Origin of the sequence: Kitasatospora sp. NPDC002965 (genome assembly GCF_040611255.1) — a bacterium.
Classification (GTDB): domain Bacteria; phylum Actinomycetota; class Actinomycetes; order Streptomycetales; family Streptomycetaceae; genus Kitasatospora.
In genome coordinates this window covers 1-17,747 of the sequence record NZ_JBEXNT010000041.1, presented here as the reverse complement: position 1 = coordinate 17,747, position 17,747 = coordinate 1, and the positions used below count along the sequence as shown (strand labels likewise).

Annotated in this window: 13 protein-coding genes; 12 read left to right on the top strand and 1 reads right to left on the bottom strand. The window is 71.9% G+C overall.

The genetic code is table 11. The features are described 5' to 3' along the window. The first annotated feature begins 179 nt into the window (after positions 1 to 179). From ABZY91_RS18230 to ABZY91_RS18220, 3 genes are all read left to right on the top strand, one after another. Entirely contained in the window at positions 180 to 1,625 is a 1,446-nt protein-coding gene (locus ABZY91_RS18230; RefSeq protein WP_355403495.1) for a gamma-aminobutyraldehyde dehydrogenase, read from the top strand. A 251-nt stretch (positions 1,626 to 1,876) separates the two neighbouring features. Continuing rightward, positions 1,877 to 3,235 carry an aspartate aminotransferase family protein gene (locus tag ABZY91_RS18225; protein WP_329951688.1) on the top strand — a complete coding sequence of 453 codons (1,359 nt, stop codon included), beginning with the start codon at positions 1,877 to 1,879 and terminating at the stop codon, positions 3,233 to 3,235. Positions 3,236 to 3,365: 130 nt separating this feature from the next. Further along, entirely contained in the window at positions 3,366 to 4,550 is a 1,185-nt protein-coding gene (locus ABZY91_RS18220; RefSeq protein ID WP_355403493.1) for a spermidine/putrescine ABC transporter substrate-binding protein, read from the top strand. Positions 4,551 to 4,661: 111 nt separating this feature from the next. On the opposite strand, the gene ABZY91_RS18215 is transcribed toward ABZY91_RS18220, so the two are convergent. Then, a complete protein-coding gene (locus ABZY91_RS18215; RefSeq protein ID WP_355403491.1) occupies positions 4,662 to 6,311 on the bottom strand; it encodes a PucR family transcriptional regulator in 1,650 nt (549 codons plus the stop codon). Positions 6,312 to 6,735: 424 nt separating this feature from the next. Between ABZY91_RS18215 and ABZY91_RS18210 the strand changes: the two genes are divergently transcribed. From ABZY91_RS18210 to ABZY91_RS18170, 9 genes are all read left to right on the top strand, one after another. Next, the gene (locus ABZY91_RS18210; RefSeq protein ID WP_355403489.1) at positions 6,736 to 8,250 is read left to right on the top strand and encodes a gamma-aminobutyraldehyde dehydrogenase; all 1,515 of its coding nucleotides are present in this window, start codon (positions 6,736 to 6,738) and stop codon (positions 8,248 to 8,250) included. A 44-nt stretch (positions 8,251 to 8,294) separates the two neighbouring features. Further along, a complete protein-coding gene (locus ABZY91_RS18205) occupies positions 8,295 to 9,548 on the top strand; it encodes a spermidine/putrescine ABC transporter substrate-binding protein (protein ID WP_329951691.1) in 1,254 nt (417 codons plus the stop codon). Between the two features lie 30 nt (positions 9,549 to 9,578). Then, complete coding sequence (locus ABZY91_RS18200) at positions 9,579 to 10,718, top strand: ABC transporter ATP-binding protein (RefSeq protein WP_355403486.1); 1,140 nt, start codon at positions 9,579 to 9,581, stop codon at positions 10,716 to 10,718. Continuing rightward, on the top strand, positions 10,715 to 11,659 hold the full coding sequence (locus ABZY91_RS18195) for an ABC transporter permease (protein WP_329882909.1): 945 nt from the start codon (positions 10,715 to 10,717) through the stop codon (positions 11,657 to 11,659). Before ABZY91_RS18200 ends, ABZY91_RS18195 begins: the two co-directional genes overlap by 4 nt. Then, positions 11,659 to 12,462 carry an ABC transporter permease gene (locus ABZY91_RS18190; RefSeq protein WP_355403484.1) on the top strand — a complete coding sequence of 268 codons (804 nt, stop codon included), beginning with the start codon at positions 11,659 to 11,661 and terminating at the stop codon, positions 12,460 to 12,462. The genes ABZY91_RS18195 and ABZY91_RS18190 overlap by 1 nt, the downstream gene beginning before the upstream one ends. A gap of 45 nt (positions 12,463 to 12,507) precedes the next feature. Beyond that, positions 12,508 to 13,902, top strand: a complete 1,395-nt coding sequence (locus tag ABZY91_RS18185; protein WP_329951695.1) for an FAD-dependent oxidoreductase — start codon at positions 12,508 to 12,510, stop codon at positions 13,900 to 13,902. A 171-nt stretch (positions 13,903 to 14,073) separates the two neighbouring features. Then, a complete protein-coding gene (locus ABZY91_RS18180) occupies positions 14,074 to 14,505 on the top strand; it encodes a hypothetical protein (protein ID WP_329882912.1) in 432 nt (143 codons plus the stop codon). 131 nt (positions 14,506 to 14,636) lie between these two features. After that, positions 14,637 to 15,398: a hypothetical protein gene (locus tag ABZY91_RS18175; RefSeq protein ID WP_329951696.1), complete on the top strand. Its 762-nt coding sequence runs from the start codon at positions 14,637 to 14,639 to the stop codon at positions 15,396 to 15,398. 276 nt (positions 15,399 to 15,674) lie between these two features. Beyond that, complete coding sequence (locus ABZY91_RS18170; protein ID WP_355403481.1) at positions 15,675 to 17,198, top strand: CoA-acylating methylmalonate-semialdehyde dehydrogenase; 1,524 nt, start codon at positions 15,675 to 15,677, stop codon at positions 17,196 to 17,198. Positions 17,199 to 17,747 lie beyond the last annotated feature (549 nt).

Genomic DNA, 17,747 nt, shown 5'->3' with positions numbered 1-17,747 from the left:
GCAGTCGAACGGTTAACCTGGCCCGGTACCCGCGTGGCTCCGCAGGGCCGCGCGAACCACCCCACCAGTGGACCGTGCCGCCGCCGGCCCGGCCACTCGGCGCCCTTCGTCGGCCGGACCGGTCGACGTACCATGGCGCCGGATTCTGCAACGCCGCAGGCCGAGACCGAGGAGAGACCGTGAGCGACCTTCGCACGCTGCGCAACTACATCAACGGTGAGTTCGTCGACGCGGCGGACGGCCGCACGCTCGACATCGTCGACCCCACCACCGGCGAGGTCTACGCGACGTCCCCGCTGTCCGGTGCCTCCGACGTGGACTCCGCCATGGCCAGTGCCGCAGCCGCGTTCCCGCTCTGGCGCGACGCCACTCCGAGCACCCGGCAGAAGCTGCTGCTGAAGATCGCCGACGCGGTCGAGGCGCGTGCCGACGAGATCGTCGACGTCGAGTGTCGCAACACGGGCAAGCCGCGGTCGCTGACGCTCTCCGAGGAGATCGGCCCGATGGTCGACCAGATCCGGTTCTTCGCCGGTGCCGCCCGCCTGCTGGAGGGCAAGGCCGCCGGTGAGTACATGGACGGCATGACCTCGATCGTCCGCCGCGAGCCGGTCGGCGTCTGCGCCCAGGTGGCGCCGTGGAACTACCCGATGATGATGGCCGTCTGGAAGTTCGCCCCGGCCATCGCCGCCGGCAACACCGTGGTGCTGAAGCCCTCCGACACCACCCCCGCCTCCACGGTGCTGCTGGCCGAGATCATCGGCGGCGTCCTGAGGGACCTGGAGCTGCCGGCCGGCGTCTTCAACGTGATCTGCGGCGACCGGGAGACCGGCAAGGCCATGGTCGAGCACCCCACCCCGGCGATGGCCTCGATCACCGGCTCGGTGCGGGCCGGCATCTCGGTCGCCGAGTCCGCCTCGAAGGACGTCAAGCGCGTCCACCTGGAGCTGGGCGGCAAGGCCCCGGTCGTGGTCTTCGAGGACGCCGACATCGCCGAGGCGGTCGAGGGCATCTCCGTGGCGGGCTTCTTCAACGCCGGCCAGGACTGCACCGCCGCCACCCGCGTGCTGGTGCACGAGTCGATCCACGACGCGTTCGTCGAGGCGCTGGCCAAGGCCGCGGCCGAGACCAAGACCGGCGGCGTGGACGACGAGGACGTGCTCTACGGCCCGCTGAACAACGCCAACCAGCTGACGCAGGTCACCGGCTTCATCGAGCGCCTGCCGAAGCACGCCAAGGTCGAGGTCGGCGGCCACCGGGTCGGCGACAAGGGCTACTTCTACGCCCCGACCGTCGTCTCCGGGCTGAACCAGGACGACGAGATCATCCAGAACGAGGTCTTCGGCCCGGTCATCACCGTGCAGCGGTTCTCCGACGAGGACCAGGCCGTCGACTACGCCAACGGCGTCGAGTACGCGCTGGCCTCCTCGGTCTGGACCAAGGACCACGCCCGCGCGATGCGGATGTCCCGCCGGCTGGACTTCGGCTGCGTCTGGATCAACACCCACATCCCGCTGGTCGCCGAGATGCCGCACGGTGGTTTCAAGAAGTCCGGCTACGGCAAGGACCTCTCCTCCTACGGCTTCGAGGACTACACCCGCGTGAAGCACGTCATGACCGCGATCTAGCGGGTCGTGACGGTCGGGTGCTGTATGACCGCGATCTAGCGGGTCGTGACGGTCGGGTGCTGTATGACCGCGATCCAGCGGGTCGTGACGGCCGGGCACAGGATGCCTGCGATCTGATGTTCGGGTGATCCGACGATGGGCCCGGGTCCTTGCGACCCGGGCCCTGTGTCTTTGCACCCTGTCGGCCGTTCGGGTGACCGCCTGACAGGATGCGCCTGCACTTCGGCGGCCGGACTCCCTAGCCTTGCCGCATGAGCATCCCCACCGCCGACCCAGCCGCCGGCCAGGCCGTCAAGGCCGCCGACCGCGCGCACGTCTTCCACTCGTGGTCCGCCCAGGCCCTGATCGACCCCCTCGCGGTGGCCGGCGCCGAGGGCTCGTACTTCTGGGACTACGACGGAAACCGCTACCTCGACTTCTCCTCGCAGCTGGTGAACACCAACATCGGTCACCAGCACCCGAAGGTGGTCGCGGCGATCCAGGAGCAGGCGGCGAAGCTCTGCACCATCGCTCCCGGCTTCGCGGTGGAGTCCCGCAGCGAGGCCGCCCGGCTGATCGCCGAGCGGACCCCGGGCGACCTCGACCGGATCTTCTTCACCAACGGCGGCGCCGAGGCCAACGAGAACGCCATCCGGCTGGCCCGGCTGCACACCGGCCGTCAGAAGGTGCTCGCCACCTACCGCTCGTACCACGGCGCCACCGCCAACGCGATCGCCCTCACCGGCGACCCGCGCCGCTGGGCCAACGAGACCGGTGTCTCCGGCATCGTGCACTTCTGGGGGCCGTACGCCTACCGCTCCAACTTCCACGCCGAGAACGAGGCGCAGGAGTCCGAGCGCGCGCTGGCGCACCTGGAGCAGGTGATCGCGTTCGAGGGCCCGGGCACCGTCGCGGCGATCATCCTGGAGACGGTGGTCGGCACGGCCGGCATCCTCGTCCCGCCGCCCGGCTACCTGGCCGGCGTCCGGGAGATCTGCGACCGCTACGGCATCGTCTTCATCCTGGACGAGGTGATGGCCGGCTTCGGTCGTACCGGCGCCTGGTTCGCCGCCGACCACTGGGACGTCACCCCGGACCTGCTCACCTTCGCCAAGGGCGTCAACTCGGGCTACGTCCCGCTCGGCGGCGTGGCGATCAGCGCGGAGATCGCCGCGACCTTCGCCGAGCGGCCGTTCCCCGGCGGGCTCACCTACTCCGGTCACCCGCTGGCCTGCGCCTCGGCGATCGCCACGATCAACGCGATGGCCGAGGAGGGCATCGTCGAGAACGCCCGGCACATCGGCGAGACCGTGATCGGCCCCGGCCTGCGCGAGCTGGCCGAGCGCCACCCCTCGATCGGCGAGGTGCGCGGGCTCGGCGTGTTCTGGGCCCTCGACCTGGTGAAGGACCGCGCCACCCGCGAGCCGCTGGTGCCGTACAACGCGGCCGGTGCGGCCAACGCGCCGATGGCCGAGCTGGCCGCCGCCTGCAAGCGGCGCGGGCTCTGGCCGTTCGTCAACATGAACCGCTTCCACGTCGTCCCCCCGTGCACGGTGACCGAGGAGGAGGCCAAGGCGGGTCTCGCGGTGCTCGACGAGGTGCTCTCGCTGACCGACGCGCACACCGTCTGACCCGCAGGGCGGCCGGCCGAGCCGCAGCCCGTTCGGCGGGGCGGCACCACGGCACACGGCAGCACCAGAACCGACCGGGCGGCCCCGGGTGCCCGCGCGCCCGGGGCCGCCCCACGCCCCGGAGGCCCCCATGTCCCCCACCACCCCGACCCGCCGTGCCCTGACCCGCCGCAGCGTGCTCGGCACCGCCGGGCTGCTCGGCGCCGGCACCCTCACGGGCTGCGGAATCCCGTCCGCGTACGTCGCCGAGGAACGCCGGTCCGCCCCCGACCGCTCCGGGGACGAGCCGCGGCTGGTCTTCTCCAACTGGACCCAGTACATCGACGCCGACGACGACGGCCGGCGCCCGACCCTGGACGCCTTCACCGAGCGGACCGGGATCGCCGTCACCTACACCGAGGACATCAACGACAACGACGAGTTCTTCGGCAAGATGGGCCCGGTGCTCATCCAGGGCACCGACCCCGGCCGGGACCTCATGGTGGTCAGCGACTGGATGGCCGGACGGTACGTCTCGCTCGGCTGGGTGCAGACCCTGGACCGGGTCAACCTGCCCCACGTCACCGCCCACCTGGATCCGCAGCTGGCGGCGCCGGCCTTCGACCCCGGACGGCGGCGGAGCGTGCCGTGGCAGTCCGGGATCACCGGCATCGCCTACAACCGCAAGGAACTCGGCCGCGAGCTGCGCTCCACCGCCGACCTCTGGGCGCCCGACCTCAAGGGCCGGGTCACCCTGTTCGCCGGACTGGACGAGGCGCTCGGCCTGCTGATGCTCGCCCACGGCGCCGACATCGCCGCGTTCACCGCGGACGACGCGCACCGGGCCATGGACCAGGTGCAGAAGATGGTCGACACCCGGCACGTCCGGCGTTTCACCGGCAACGACTACACCAGCGACCTGGCCTCCGGCGCCGCGCTGGCCTGCCAGGCGTACTCGGGGGACGCCGTCCAGCTCATGGCGGAGAACCCGGACCTCGACTTCGTGGTGCCGGAGGAGGGCGGCGAGCTCTGGGCGGAGAGCCTGCTGGTCCCCAACCGGGCCGGGCACAAGCGCAACGCGGAGCAGCTGATCGACCACTACTACCAGCCGGAGGTGGCCGCCGAGCTGGCCGCCGCCGTGCAGTACATCTGCCCGGTGCCCGCCGCCCGCGAGGTGCTCGCCGCCAGCGGGGAGAAGGAGAAGGCGGAGCTGGCCGAGCACCCGCTGGTCTTCCCGACCGAGGAGATGCGCGCGCGGCTGCACACCATGCGCGACGTCACCTCGGCGGAGCGGCCCGTCCTCCACAAGGTCTGGGGCCGGATCACCGGCGTCTGACACCGTGACACCCGGCGCCCTGACACCCTGACACCCAGCGACCCGGCGCCCCCCACCGACCCGGCGCCGAGGCGGGCCGTCCGGGGCGGCCCGCCTCGCGGCGGGTCACGCTCAGCGCCGGACGGCGTCCAGCGCGAGCAGGGCGACGTGCAGCGACAGGCAGGACTCCACCTGGTCGAGGTCGACCCCCAGGATCCGTTCGACCTTGTGCAGCCGGTCGTAGAAGGACGGCCGGGACAGGTGCGCGGCGTCGGCCGCCGCCGACTTGTTCCGGCCCTGCTCCAGATAGATCCGCAGCATCCGGACCAGCTGGCCGTTGTGCTCCGCGTCGTAGGCGAGCAGCGGGCCCAGCTCGCGTTCCACGTAGGTCTGCAGCCGGGCGTCGTCGCGCAGCAGGTGCAGCAGGCCGCGCAGCCGGACGTCGGGCAGCCGGTAGTACGCCGCCGCCCGGCCGCCGGGCGCGTCGTGCAGGGCGGCGTCGGCGACCTGGGTGGCTTCCAGCAGGGTTCGCCGGGCGTCGCGGACCGAGCCGACCGAGGAACCGACCGCGACGACGGGGGACGGCGCGGCCGCGTCGCGTGCGGCCTCGGCGGCCAGCCGGCGCAGCGCCGCCGCGAAGGCGTCCAGCGAGGCGTGTTCCTCCTGCTGGGGGCCGAGGGCGATCAGGACGCCGACGCCCTCGTCGTCCAGCGCGCCGACCAGGGCGGAGAGCCGGCAGGCGCGGACCGCGCTCGCCGCCAGCTCGGTGAAGTCGCGCAGCCGGGCCTGTGCCTCCAGCGCGGCGGGGATCGGGCCGCGGCGCTGCCGCAGCACCACGCCGACCAGTCGGCGGCTCTCCAGCGGGACGCCGAGCGCCTGGGCGCGCAGTGCCACCTCGGAGACGGTGAGGGCGTGGGTGAGGATGCCGGAGAGCAGGGTGCGGTGGGTCTGCCGCTCCAGGCTCTCCCGGTCGCGGACCACCAGCCGGTTGAGGGCCAGGGCCGAGGCGCCGCGCTCCAGCAGCATGGTGTTCGGGTGCGGGCCGTCGTCGGGCAGCGGGCCGGGGTCCTGGACCAGGACCAGCCGCCCCCAGTCCTGGCCGCGGGCGCCGACCGTGGTGACCAGCCAGCCGCTGCGCGGGTCGTGGCCGGTGCGGCCGGCCGGGCGGACCCCGCGTGAGCGGCGTTCCCAGTCCTCCAGCAGGTCGGCCTCGGGCCGGCCGGCGGGGTCGTGGGTCAGCACCTGGTGGGCGAGGTTCTCCAGGACGACCGGGGCACCCGCTATCCGGGCGACCTGGCGGACCACCTCGACCGGTTCGGCGCCCTCCACGACGAGCTCGTTGAAGACCTGGTGGATCGCCTCCGAGGTGCGCAGCTGCTCCAGCTGGGCGTTGACCACCAGGGCGTGCACCGCTTCGGTGACGGCGACGAAGCGCAGCTCGCGGCGGAGCGCGATCAGGGGCAGGCCCCGCTGTTCGGCGGCGTGCACCAGGGCCCGCGGCAGGGTGTCGAAGTAGCGCCGGCCGAACTCGATGACCAGCCCGGCGACGCCGACGTCGGCGAGGTCGCGGACGTAGCGGGCCAGTCCCTCGCGGTCCTCGGGGAGGGCGATGCCGGTGCTGAGGACCAGCTCGCCGCCCTGGAGCACGCCGGCGACGTCGGGCAGCTCGCTGACGTGCACCCAGCGGACCGGGCGTTCCAGATGGGCGGCGCCGGCGACCACCTGGGGCAGGCCGCGCCGCATCACCTCCAGGTCCAGGACATGGGCGACGGTGGGGAGCATCGCTGCCTCCAGGGTTCAGAGTGTCAGGTAAATCATCCATCCCGGCGACGACCTGTCACCCCGACCGAACCTTTGCACCCTGTAAGGCCCTGAGCGTCGAGGTTGGCGGAGTGACCCTTGTCACGCCCCTGCGGCATTGGGCATGGTCAGCGGGTCGGCTGTGGCGAAACACGGGCATCACCCCCGGAATCCGTGGCGTAACCAGAAAGCAACAGCGGAATCCCTTGCCGGACCCCCACCGGTCTTGCCAGGATCGCGGATCCCGGCCACCTGTCGGAACGGATTCCCCTGGACCGCGGGCGCGGCGACTCGACCAGTCCGACCACGCCGAACGGGCCCCTCGTCCACCGGCGCGTGCGGCCCCGCAGGGATGATCAAGGACGCCGTACGGGCGGTCGAACCACCGGGAACTTGGAGGAACCAGATGGACCTGACCGATTTCGGCGCGGGCGCGCAGTACATCGCGGGCCGGTCGGACCGGGGGAGGGGCGAGCCCTTCCAGGTCGTCAACCCCGCCGACGGCAGCGTGGTCGAGCAGGTCACCCTCGCCTCCACCGGGCAGGTCGACGAGGCCGTCGCCGCCGCCCGGGCCGCGCTGCCGGAGTGGGCGGGTGCCACCCCCGGCGCACGCTCCGAGGCACTCACCCGGCTGGCCGCCGTCCTCACCGGCGCCGCCGACGACCTGGCCCGGGTGGAGACCGCGCAGACCGGCAAGCCGATCAAGCTCTCCACCGAGTTCGACGTCCCCGGGACGATCGACAACACCGCCTTCTTCGCCGGCGCCGCCCGCAACCTGGAGGGCCGGGCGGCCGGCGAGTACTCCGGTGACCACACCTCGTACGTGCGGCGCGAGCCGATCGGCGTGATCGGCTCGATCTCGCCGTGGAACTACCCGCTGCAGATGGCCGCCTGGAAGGTCCTCCCGGCGATAGCGGCGGGCAACACCGTCGTCCTGAAGCCGGCCGAGCTGACCCCGCTGACCTCGCTGATGTTCGCCCGGGCCTGCACCCTGGCCGGCATCCCGGACGGCGTGGTCAACGTGGTCACCGGCGCCGGGCGGTCCGCCGGGGAGCACCTGGTCGCCCACCCAGACGTCGCGATGGTCTCCTTCACGGGCTCCACCCCGGTGGGCCGCCGGGTCGCCGAGCTGGCCGCCGCGACCGTCAAGCGGACCCACCTGGAGCTCGGCGGCAAGGCCCCCTTCGTGGTCTTCGACGACGCCGACCTGGACGCCGCCGTGCACGGCGCGGTCGCCGCCTCGCTGATCAACAGCGGCCAGGACTGCACCGCCGCCACCCGCGCCTACGTCCAGCGGCCGCTCTACGACGCCTTCGTGACCGGCGTCGCGGAGCTGTACCGGGCCGTCCGGGTGGGCGACCCGCTGAACCCGCGGACCGACCTCGGCCCGCTGGTCTCCCACACCCACCGGGACCGGGTGGCCGGCTTCGTCGAGCGCGCCCGTGCGGCCGGCGCCACCGTGGTCACCGGCGGCGCGACCGGCACCGAGGGCCACGACGGCACCGACCTCACCCCCGGCGCCTACTACCTGCCGACCCTGATCACCGGTGCCGCGCAGGACAGCGAGGTCGTCCAGGGCGAGATCTTCGGCCCGGTGCTGGTGGTGCTGCCCTTCGACACCGACGACGAGGGCCTGCGGCTGGCCAACGACACCCCCTTCGGCCTGGCCGCCTCCGCCTGGACCGGCAACGTCCACCGCTCGCTGCGCGCCACCCGCGAGCTCGCGGCCGGCTGCGTCTGGGTGAACGACCACATCCCGATCATCAGCGAGATGCCGCACGGGGGCTACAAGTCCTCCGGCTACGGCAAGGACATGTCCCAGTACTCGATGGACGAGTACACCCAGGTCAAGCACGTCATGTTCGACACCACCGCTGTGGCGCGCAAGGACTGGCACCGCACCGTCTTCGGAGACAGATAACCCCCGGGGGACCCCCACCCCCCCTGCCCCAGGAGGCCCGTTCCATGGCGTTCAACGAGCTCACCGACGGTCTGCCCGATCCGGTCCGCAAGGCCTGGGAACGCAGCCTCACCAGCGGCCGGGCCGCGGTCGGCCGCCGCACGGTACTGCGCGCTGCCGCCCTGGCCGCCGGCGCCGGGACCCTGGCCGCCTGCGGTATCCCGCCGGCCAGGACCGCCGGCACCGGTGACTCCACCGCCAACGCCGCCGAGGACCTCTCGGAAGGCGAGAAGGAGGTCAACTTCTCCAACTGGCCGCTCTACGTCGACGCCGACGAGAACGACAAGGAGAAGCACGGCACCCTGGAGGCCTTCACCGCCGCCACCGGCATCAAGGTCAGGTACACCGAGGACGTCAACGACAACGTCGAGTTCTTCGGCAAGGTCAAACCGCAGCTCGCGGCCGGCCAGGACACCGGCCGCGACCTGGTGGTGCTCACCGACTGGATGGCCGCCCGGCTGATCCGCCTCGGCTGGGCGCAGAAGCTCAACCCGGCCAACGTCACCACCGCCATCACCACCGTCGAGTCCCGCTTCCGCGCCCCCGACTGGGACCCGGGCCGGCTCTACTCGTACCCCTGGGCCGGCATCCAGACGGTCATCGCCTACAACCGGAAGGCCACCAGGGGCAAGGAGGTCGGCAGCATCTCCCAGCTGCTCGACGACCCCGACCTCAAGGGCCGGGTCACCTTCCTGTCCGAGATGCGCGACAGCGTGGGCATGACCCTGCTCGACCTGGGCAAGGACCCGGCGAAATTCACCGCCGACGACTACGACGCCGCGATCGCCCGGCTGCAGAAGGCCGTCGACAGCAAGCAGATCCGCCGCTTCACCGGAAACGACTACGGCCAGGAGCTGTCCTCCGGCGACATCGCCGCCTGCGTCGCCTGGGGCGGCGACCTGATCCAGCTGCGCGCCGACAACCCGGACATCGAGTTCGTCATACCGGAGAAGGGCTTCGTCTCCTCGACCGACAACCTGCTGGTCCCGGCCAAGGCCCAGCACAAGACCAACGCCGAGAAGCTGATCGACTTCTACTACCAGCCGAAGATCGCGGCGCAGCTGGTCGCCGGCATCGGCTTCGTCTCCGCCGTCACCGGTATGAAGGACGAGCTCGCCGCACTCTCCCCTGACACCGCGGCCAACCCCCTGGTCGTCCCCACCCCCGAGATGGCGGCCAGGGCGCACGTCTTCCGCACCCTCACCGAGGCCGAGGAGAGCTCCTTCGAGGAGAAGTTCTCCAAGCTCATCGGCGCCTGACCCCCGACGGCCGCGACCAGAGAGACCCCCATGACAGACCAGCTGCGCACCCCGGCCGGCGGCGACGTCCGCCTCACCGGCATCGGCAAGACCTACGGCGCCTTCACCGCCGTCCAGCCGCTCGACCTGACCGTCCCGCAGGGCTCCTTCTTCGCCCTGCTCGGCGCCTCCGGCTGCGGCAAGACCACCACCCTGCGCATGATCGCCGGTCTGGAGGAGCCCACCTCCGGCACCGTCCTGATCGGCGGCCAGGACGTCACCGCGCTGCCCCCGTACAAGCGCCCGGTCAACACGGTCTTCCAGAGCTACGCGCTCTTCCCGCACCTCGACATCTTCGAGAACGTCGCCTTCGGCCTGCGCCGGCGCGGCAAGAAGGACGTCAGGAAGCAGGTCGAGGACATGCTCGAACTGGTCGAGCTCGGCGCGTACGCCCGGCGCAAGCCGCACCAGCTCTCCGGCGGCCAGCAGCAGCGCGTCGCCGTCGCCCGCGCCCTGATCAACCACCCGCAGGTGCTGCTCCTCGACGAGCCGCTCGGCGCCCTCGACCTCAAGCTCCGCCGCCAGATGCAGCTGGAGCTCAAGCGGATCCAGACCGAGGTCGGCATCACCTTCGTCCACGTCACCCACGACCAGGAGGAGGCCATGACCATGGCCGACACCATCGCGGTGATGAACGGCGGCCGGGTCGAACAGCTCGGCGCACCCGCCGAGCTCTACGAGAACCCCGCCACCACCTTCGTGGCCAACTTCCTCGGCCAGTCCAACCTGCTGCCCGCCGACGTCACCGGCAGCGCCGGCGAGGACCTGCTGCTCACCGCCGCCGGTACCCGGCTCACCGTGCCCCGGGCCCGTTGTGCCGCCGAGGCCAAGCGGGTCCACCTCGGGGTGCGGCCGGAGAAGATCACCATCGAGCACGGTTCCGCCGAGGTCGCCGACGGGCGCAACCGCCTGGTCGGCACCGTCGTCGACTCCAGCTTCATCGGCGTCTCCACCCAGTACCTGGTGCGCACGGACGGCGGCCAGGAGGTCACCGTCTTCGAGCAGAACATGGAGCGCGACACCCGGATCGTCCCCGGGGCCCCGGTCGTCCTGCACTGGAACCCGGCGCACTCCTTCGCCCTGGACGCCGCCCAGGCGATCGACGCGGGCACCGGGGAGGCGGCGGCATGACCACCACCATCCCGGCGGCCCCCGCGGAGGCCATACCCCCCGACGGCGCCCGCCCCCCTGGTCCCGGACCGCGCCCCCGGCGACGGCTCACCCCGTACTGGCTGCTGCTGCCCGGCATCGCCTGGCTGGTCGTCTTCTTCGCGGTGCCGATGGTGTACCAGGCGTCCACCTCGCTCCAGACCGGCTCGCTGGAGGACGGCTTCCGGGTCACCTGGCACGTCGCGACGTACTGGGACGCCCTGGTCGAGTACCGGTGGCACTTCGTCCGGTCGTTCGGCTACGCCGCCACCGCGACCGTGCTCTGCCTGGCCATCGGCTACCCGCTCGCCTACACCATCGCGTTCAAGGCGGGCCGGCGCTGGCGCAACGTCATCCTGATCCTGGTGATCGCGCCGTTCTTCACCAGCTTCCTGATCCGCACGCTGGCCTGGAAGACCATCCTCTCGGACAGCGGCCCGGTGGTCGGGGCGCTCGACGCGCTGCACGTCCTCGACGTCACCGGCGCGCTCGGCCTCACCTCCGGCGACCGGGTGCTCGCCACCCCGCTCGCCGTGGTCTGCGGCCTCACCTACAACTTCCTGCCGTTCATGATCCTGCCGCTGTACACCTCGCTGGAGCGGATCGACCCGCGCCTGCACGAGGCCGCCGGCGACCTCTACGCCCGCCCGTTCACGACCTTCCGCAAGGTGACCTTCCCGATCTCGCTGCCCGGCGTCGTCGCGGGCACCCTGCTCACCTTCATCCCGGCGTCCGGCGACTACATCAACGCGCAGCTGCTGGGCTCGCCGAGCGAGCAGATGGTCGGCAACGGCATCCAGAAGCAGTTCCTGAACGTGCTCGACTACCCCACGGCAGCCGCGTTGAGCTTCATCCTGATGGCCCTGATCCTGGGCGTGGTGACGGTCTACATGCGCAAGGCCGGGACGGAGGAGCTGGTCTGATGTCCAGAGTGATCACATGGATCCGCCGCAACCTGGTGGTGCTCGCCGGCCTCCTGGCCCTCGCCTACCTGGTGCTCCCCAACCTGGTCGTGCTCGCCTTCTCGTTCAACAAGCCGGTCGGCAAGTTCAACTACGAGTGGAACGAGTTCTCCACCGACGCCTGGACCGACCCCTGCGGCGTGGCCGAGATGTGCGGTTCGCTCTCGCTCAGCCTCCAGGTCGCGGTGGCCGCCACCGTCGGCGCCACCGTGCTCGGCACCATGGTCGCCTTCGCACTGGCCCGCTACCGGTTCCGCGGCAAGGGCGCCACCAGCGCCATGATCTTCCTGCCGATGGCCATGCCGGAGGTGGTGATGGCCGCCTCGCTCGGCACGCTCTTCCTCAACATGCGCATCCCGTTCGGCTTCACCACCATCCTCATCGCGCACATCATGTTCTGCCTCAGCTTCGTGGTGACGGCGGTCAAGGCCCGTGTGATGAGCATGGACCCGCGGCTCGAACAGGCCGCCCAGGACCTCTACGCGACCCCCGTCCAGACCTTCCTGAGGGTCACCCTGCCGCTCGCCGCCCCCGGCATCGCGGCGGGCGCGCTGCTCAGCTTCGCGCTCTCCTTCGACGACTTCATCATCACCCAGTTCAACTCGGGACCGACCACGGTCACCTTCCCGATGTTCGTCTGGGGCGCATCGCAGCGCGGCATCCCGGTCCAGGTGAACGTCATCGGCACCGCGATGTTCGCCGCCGCGGTCCTGCTCACGGTGGCCGGCCAGTGGCTCGGCAACCGTCGCAAGGCCGCCGCCTGACCAACCCTCCGTACCGTTCTACGTGCAGAAAGTGGCTGATAATGCATGGACTCCGCCCGCGCGCTCGCTGACGCCAGGCCCACCCCCTTCTGGCTGGAGGACCCCGGCCGCCCCCCGGCCCTGCCGGCCCTGGCCGGTCCCACCACCTGCGACCTCCTGGTCGTCGGCGGAGGCTACTCCGGCCTGTGGACGGCCCTGATCGCCAAGGAACGCGACCCCTCGCTGGACGTCGTCCTGGTCGAGGGGCAGGAGATCGGGTGGGCCGCGTCCGGGCGCAACGGCGGGTTCTGCGCCGCGAGCCTCACCCACGGCTTCGGCAACGGCCTGCAGCGCTGGCCCGCCGAACTCGGCCGGCTGGAACGCCTCGGCGCCGCCAACCTGGACGGCATCGAGGCGACCCTGGAGCGGTACGGCATCGACGCCGAGTGGGAGCGGACCGGCGAGATCGACATCGCCACCCAGCCCCACCAGCTCGACGAACTCCACGAGCTCGCCGAGGCCGTCGCCGAGTACGGCCTCGACCTCACCGTGCTCGACGCCGACGCGCTGCGGGCCGAGGTCGACTCGCCGACCTTCCTCGGCGGCGTCTGGGACCGGGACGGCGTGGCCATGGTCCATCCCGCCAAGCTGGCCTGGGGCCTCCGGGCCGCGTGCCTCGCCCAGGGGGTACGGATCTTCGAGCACACCCCCGCGCTCGACCTGAACGACGACGGCGCCGGTATGAGCGTCCGGACCCCGCACGGCCGGGTGTTCGCCGGCAAGGTCGCCCTCGGCACCAACGCCTTCCCGTCCCTGCTCCGGCGCGTCCGTCCGTACATCGTCCCCGTGTACGACTACGCCCTGATGACCGAGCCGCTCACCGACGAGCAGCTCGCCGCCATCGGCTGGCGCGGCCGGCAGGGCCTCAGCGACAGCGCGAACAAGTTCCACTACTTCCGGCTCAGCGCCGACAACCGGATCCTCTGGGGCGGCTACGACGCCGTCTACCACTTCGGCGGACACCTGCGCCGGGAGTACGACCAGCGGCCGCAGACCTTCGACACCCTGGCGCAGAACTTCGCCCGCTGCTTCCCCCAGCTGGACGGCGTCCGCTTCACCAACGCCTGGGGCGGTGCCATCGACACCTGCAGCCGGTTCTCGGCGTTCTACGACACCGCCCACCGCGGCCGGGTCGCGTACGCCGCCGGGTACACCGGCCTCGGCGTCGGCGCCACCCGCTTCGGCGCCGAGGTGATGCTCGACCTGCTGTCGGGGGAGCGCACCGAACGCACCGACCTGGAGATGGTCCGCCGCAAGCCGCTGCCCTTCCCGCCCGAGCCGGTCCGCTGGGCGGGCATCGAGATCACCACGCGGTCGCTGGAGCGCGCCGACCGCCTCGGCGGCCGGCGCAACCTCTGGCTGCGCGCCCTCGACCGGATGGGGCTCGGCTTCGACAGCTGACCGGTAGCCGGTAGCCGACGGCCGCGGCCGTCGGGTCGCCCAGGTGTGACCCGGGCGACCCTTGGACCTGTGTAAGAGAGACCCGCCGTCCGCCTCTCGTTGGTGACGGCGGGTCTCACTGTCCCCCGCCGTGTCTCGGACAGCACCGACGCGAAGAAGCGGGGACCACACATGGAACACACCGGACTGCACTGGCTGGCCCAGGCGGCACCGGACCCGGAGGCCTTCCGGGAACAGTGGGAACGCACCGGCTTCGGCCTGATGCTGCTCCCCGCCGGGCGTCGCTGGGACCTTCTCTCGGTGCCCGGCCGGCTCGGCCGGCCCGCCGTGGACCTGCTCGGCGCCCGGTCCTGCGGACCGGTCCTGGCCGACTTCGGGGACGAGCACATCGGGTTCCTGGTCCCCGTCGGCACAGCCGCCCGGTGGGTCGGCACCGGCGTGCGCTGCGCGGGCGAGGGGACCTGGATCGTCGTGCCGCACCCCGGCCGGCGCAGCCGGGGCGTCCGCTGGCTGGTCCCGCCCGACGGCACCGGACGGCTCAACGACCCGGTCGTCCTGGAGCTCGTCCTCCACGAGGCCGCCGCGGGGCTCAGCGACGGGTGAACCGCCGGGCCGTCTCCGGGCCGTCCCTGGGCCGTCCCCCTGCCGGACGGGCTCGGCGGCCCGGCAGCCACCCGCCCGGAACGGCGCGGGGGAGCGGCGCACGGGATGGCGCGGCGCGCCAGACTGGAGGGGTGACCACTGCCCCGGACGCCGTCGACCCGTCCCTCCGCCCGGACCCGGCCCAGCTGCGTCTCGCCGAACTGGCCAGGCCCGTCTGCGACCGGACCGGACTCGCCCTCGCCGGTGGGCACGCCCTGCGTGCCCACGGCGTCCCGGCCTGCCCCCAGGACGGGCTCACCCTGGTGGCCGACGGCACCACCGACCTGCCGCAGGCCGCCGCCGAGCTGGCCGCCACCTACCGGGCGGCCGGCGGCGGGGTCGCCGAGCGGCCGGGCACGCCGCGCATGGAACAGCTCTCCGTCCGGCTCACCCTCGGTGGGAGGTCGCACGCCGTCGAACTGCGGAAGGAACCGCTCGGCCACCGACCGGTCCGGGTCGGCCTGGGCGGGCCCGAGGCCCCGCTGGCGGTGACGGCCGTCGCGCTGGAGGACGCTGCGGCGCTCACCACGGCGCTGCTCGCCGACCGGGCCCTGCCCCGTGACCTCATCGACGTGCACGCGCTGACCGCCTGGTACCGGGAGGGCGAGCTCCTCGCGCTGGCCACCGCGCTCGATGCCGACTTCCAGCCCGCGGTGCTCGCCGACCGGCTGGAGACCCTGGCCGAGGCCGCCGACGGCCGGTTCCGGGCCCGGGGCTGTCCCGCGGAGGAGGTCGACGCGCTGAAGCGGTGGGCGCTCGCGTGGGCACAGGACCTGAGGCTCGACCTGCTGGAGACCCAGGAGGCGGCCGACGGCCTGCACGACCCGTACCTGGAGGACGAGGAGGAGGCGTGACCTCTCCCGCCCTGCGCCCTCCGTCGTCCACCCAGCGCCCCCTCCACCCGGCCCTCGGGAGCCGCTCCGGCCTCCTCTCCGGGCGCCCGCCCGACGACCTGTAAGGCTGAACCGTCGATACCCGTCAGCCTGTTCGTTGAGCCCGTCGGCGAGGGCGACCAGACTGGGTGCCGAGCGCGGTAGCCCCGTGACCCCGTCGCCCGGCCACCGCGCGGGCGGCGTCACACAAGGGACCGGTGGCTTGATGCCGCCCGGGACTTCGGAGGCAGACGGACCTTGAGCAAGCACATCACCCACTGGATCGGCGGCCGGCCGGTCGCCACCGCCGGTGCCGCGCCCCGTCGCGGTGACATCTTCGACCCGGCCACCGGCCAGGTCACGGGCCACGTCGACTTCGCGGAGACCGCCGAGGTCGACCAGGCGGTGGCCGCCGCCGCCTCGGCGTTCACCGAGTGGCGCACCGCGTCGATCGCCAAGCGCACCTCCGTGCTCTTCGCCTTCCGCGAGCTGCTCAACGCCCGCCGGGACGAGCTGGCGTCGATCATCGTCGCCGAGCACGGCAAGGTGCACTCCGACGCGCTCGGCGAGATCGCCCGCGGTCTGGACGTCGTCGAGTACGCCTGCGGCATCCCGCAGCTGCTCAAGGGCGGCTTCACCGAGCAGGCCTCCACCGGTATCGACGTCTACTCGATCCGCCAGCCCCTCGGCCCCGTCGCGATCATCTCGCCGTTCAACTTCCCGGCCATGGTGCCGATGTGGTTCTTCCCGATCGCTGTGGCCGCGGGTAACACCGTCGTCCTCAAGCCCTCCGAGAAGGACCCGTCCGCCGCCAACTTCCTGGCCGGGCTGTGGAAGGAGGCCGGCCTGCCGGACGGCGTCTTCAACGTCGTGCACGGTGACAAGGTGGCCGTCGACCGCCTGCTGGAGCACCCGGACATCAAGTCGGTCAGCTTCGTGGGCTCCACCCCCATCGCCCGGTACGTGTACGAGACCGGCACCCGGTACGGCAAGCGCGTCCAGGCGCTCGGCGGGGCCAAGAACCACATGCTGGTCCTGCCCGACGCCGACCTCGACCTGAGCGCCGACGCCGCCGTCAACGCCGGCTTCGGTGCGGCCGGCGAGCGCTGCATGGCGGTCTCCGTCCTGGTCGCGGTCGACCCGGTCGGCGACGAGCTGGTCGAGAAGATCAAGCAGCGGATCGCCACCCTCACGGTCGGCCCGGGCTGCAACGGCGAGTCCGAGATGGGCCCGCTGGTCACCGGCCAGCACCGGGACAAGGTCACGTCCTACGTCGAGTCCGGTCTCGCGGACGGCGCCGAGCTCGCGGTCGACGGCCGCAAGCACCCGGTCACGGTCGAGGACCGTCACGGCGCGCCCACGGCGGACGGCTTCTGGCTGGGCCCGACGCTGTTCGACCACGTGAAGCCCGGCATGTCCGTCTACACCGACGAGATCTTCGGCCCGGTGCTCTCGGTGGTGCGGGTCGCCTCCTACGAGGAGGGTCTGGCGCTCATCAACGCCAACCCCTACGGCAACGGCACCGCCATCTTCACCAACGACGGTGGCGCCGCCCGGCGCTTCCAGTACGAGGTGGAGGTCGGCATGGTCGGTATCAATGTGCCGATCCCCGTCCCGGTGGCCTACTACTCCTTCGGCGGCTGGAAGGCCTCGCTGTTCGGTGACGCCCACGCCTACGGCGCGGACGGCGTTCACTTCTTCACCCGCGGCAAGGCCGTCACCCAGCGCTGGCTCGACCCCTCGCACGGCGGCATCAACCTCGGCTTCCCGACCAACAGCTGAGCCTCCCGACGGCGGGTTCCCCCGTCCGTCGCCGGGCCCCGCAGGCCGGTCCGCTCCCCGGCGGACCGGCCTGCGGGCTTTCCGCGGCCGGCACTGCCCGGGAGGGTTTGCACCTCCACCCCATCGGGCGTAGTGTTCTCTAGTCGCTCGGCAGGGAGCACCGGACACGCATCAGCGCGGACGGTCCTGGGGCGGCCAATCCTCTGAAACACCACTTCCCGTGCGGATCGTGTCGCGTCATGCCTTTCGGCTTTCACGGCGCAGGTCTTATTCGGTGTGCTCATTTCAGGGGATTGCGGCCGGATTCGCTTTTCGGAGCGGGGGTCGGCTAGAGTTTGAAACGTCGGACGGGGCGTCAAGCCACAGAAGACGCCAGCGAGTTGGACGAAGGAAGCGCCGGAAGCGGAGCGGAAAGCGTCTGATAAGCTGAAAGTACGAAAGCGAGTCAGGTGAGTGAAACTCCGGAAAACGGAGCGGAAAACGTCTGGTAAGCTGGAAACACGAAAGAACGAAGCGCCCGGAGGGCCGGTGTGAAAGCCGCCTGAAGGA

What these genes read in the sequence shown, in the direction of transcription:
- ABZY91_RS18225 (WP_329951688.1), top strand. Translation starts at nt 1,877, where the DNA reads ATGAGCATCCCCACCGCCGACCCAGCCGCCGGCCAGGCCGTCAAGGCC.
- ABZY91_RS18220 (WP_355403493.1), top strand. Translation starts at nt 3,366, where the DNA reads ATGTCCCCCACCACCCCGACCCGCCGTGCCCTGACCCGCCGCAGCGTG.
- ABZY91_RS18215 (WP_355403491.1), bottom strand. Translation starts at nt 6,311, where the DNA reads ATGCTCCCCACCGTCGCCCATGTCCTGGACCTGGAGGTGATGCGGCGC.
- ABZY91_RS18210 (WP_355403489.1), top strand. Translation starts at nt 6,736, where the DNA reads ATGGACCTGACCGATTTCGGCGCGGGCGCGCAGTACATCGCGGGCCGG.
- ABZY91_RS18205 (WP_329951691.1), top strand. Translation starts at nt 8,295, where the DNA reads ATGGCGTTCAACGAGCTCACCGACGGTCTGCCCGATCCGGTCCGCAAG.
- ABZY91_RS18200 (WP_355403486.1), top strand. Translation starts at nt 9,579, where the DNA reads ATGACAGACCAGCTGCGCACCCCGGCCGGCGGCGACGTCCGCCTCACC.
- ABZY91_RS18195 (WP_329882909.1), top strand. Translation starts at nt 10,715, where the DNA reads ATGACCACCACCATCCCGGCGGCCCCCGCGGAGGCCATACCCCCCGAC.
- ABZY91_RS18190 (WP_355403484.1), top strand. Translation starts at nt 11,659, where the DNA reads ATGTCCAGAGTGATCACATGGATCCGCCGCAACCTGGTGGTGCTCGCC.
- ABZY91_RS18185 (WP_329951695.1), top strand. Translation starts at nt 12,508, where the DNA reads ATGGACTCCGCCCGCGCGCTCGCTGACGCCAGGCCCACCCCCTTCTGG.
- ABZY91_RS18180 (WP_329882912.1), top strand. Translation starts at nt 14,074, where the DNA reads ATGGAACACACCGGACTGCACTGGCTGGCCCAGGCGGCACCGGACCCG.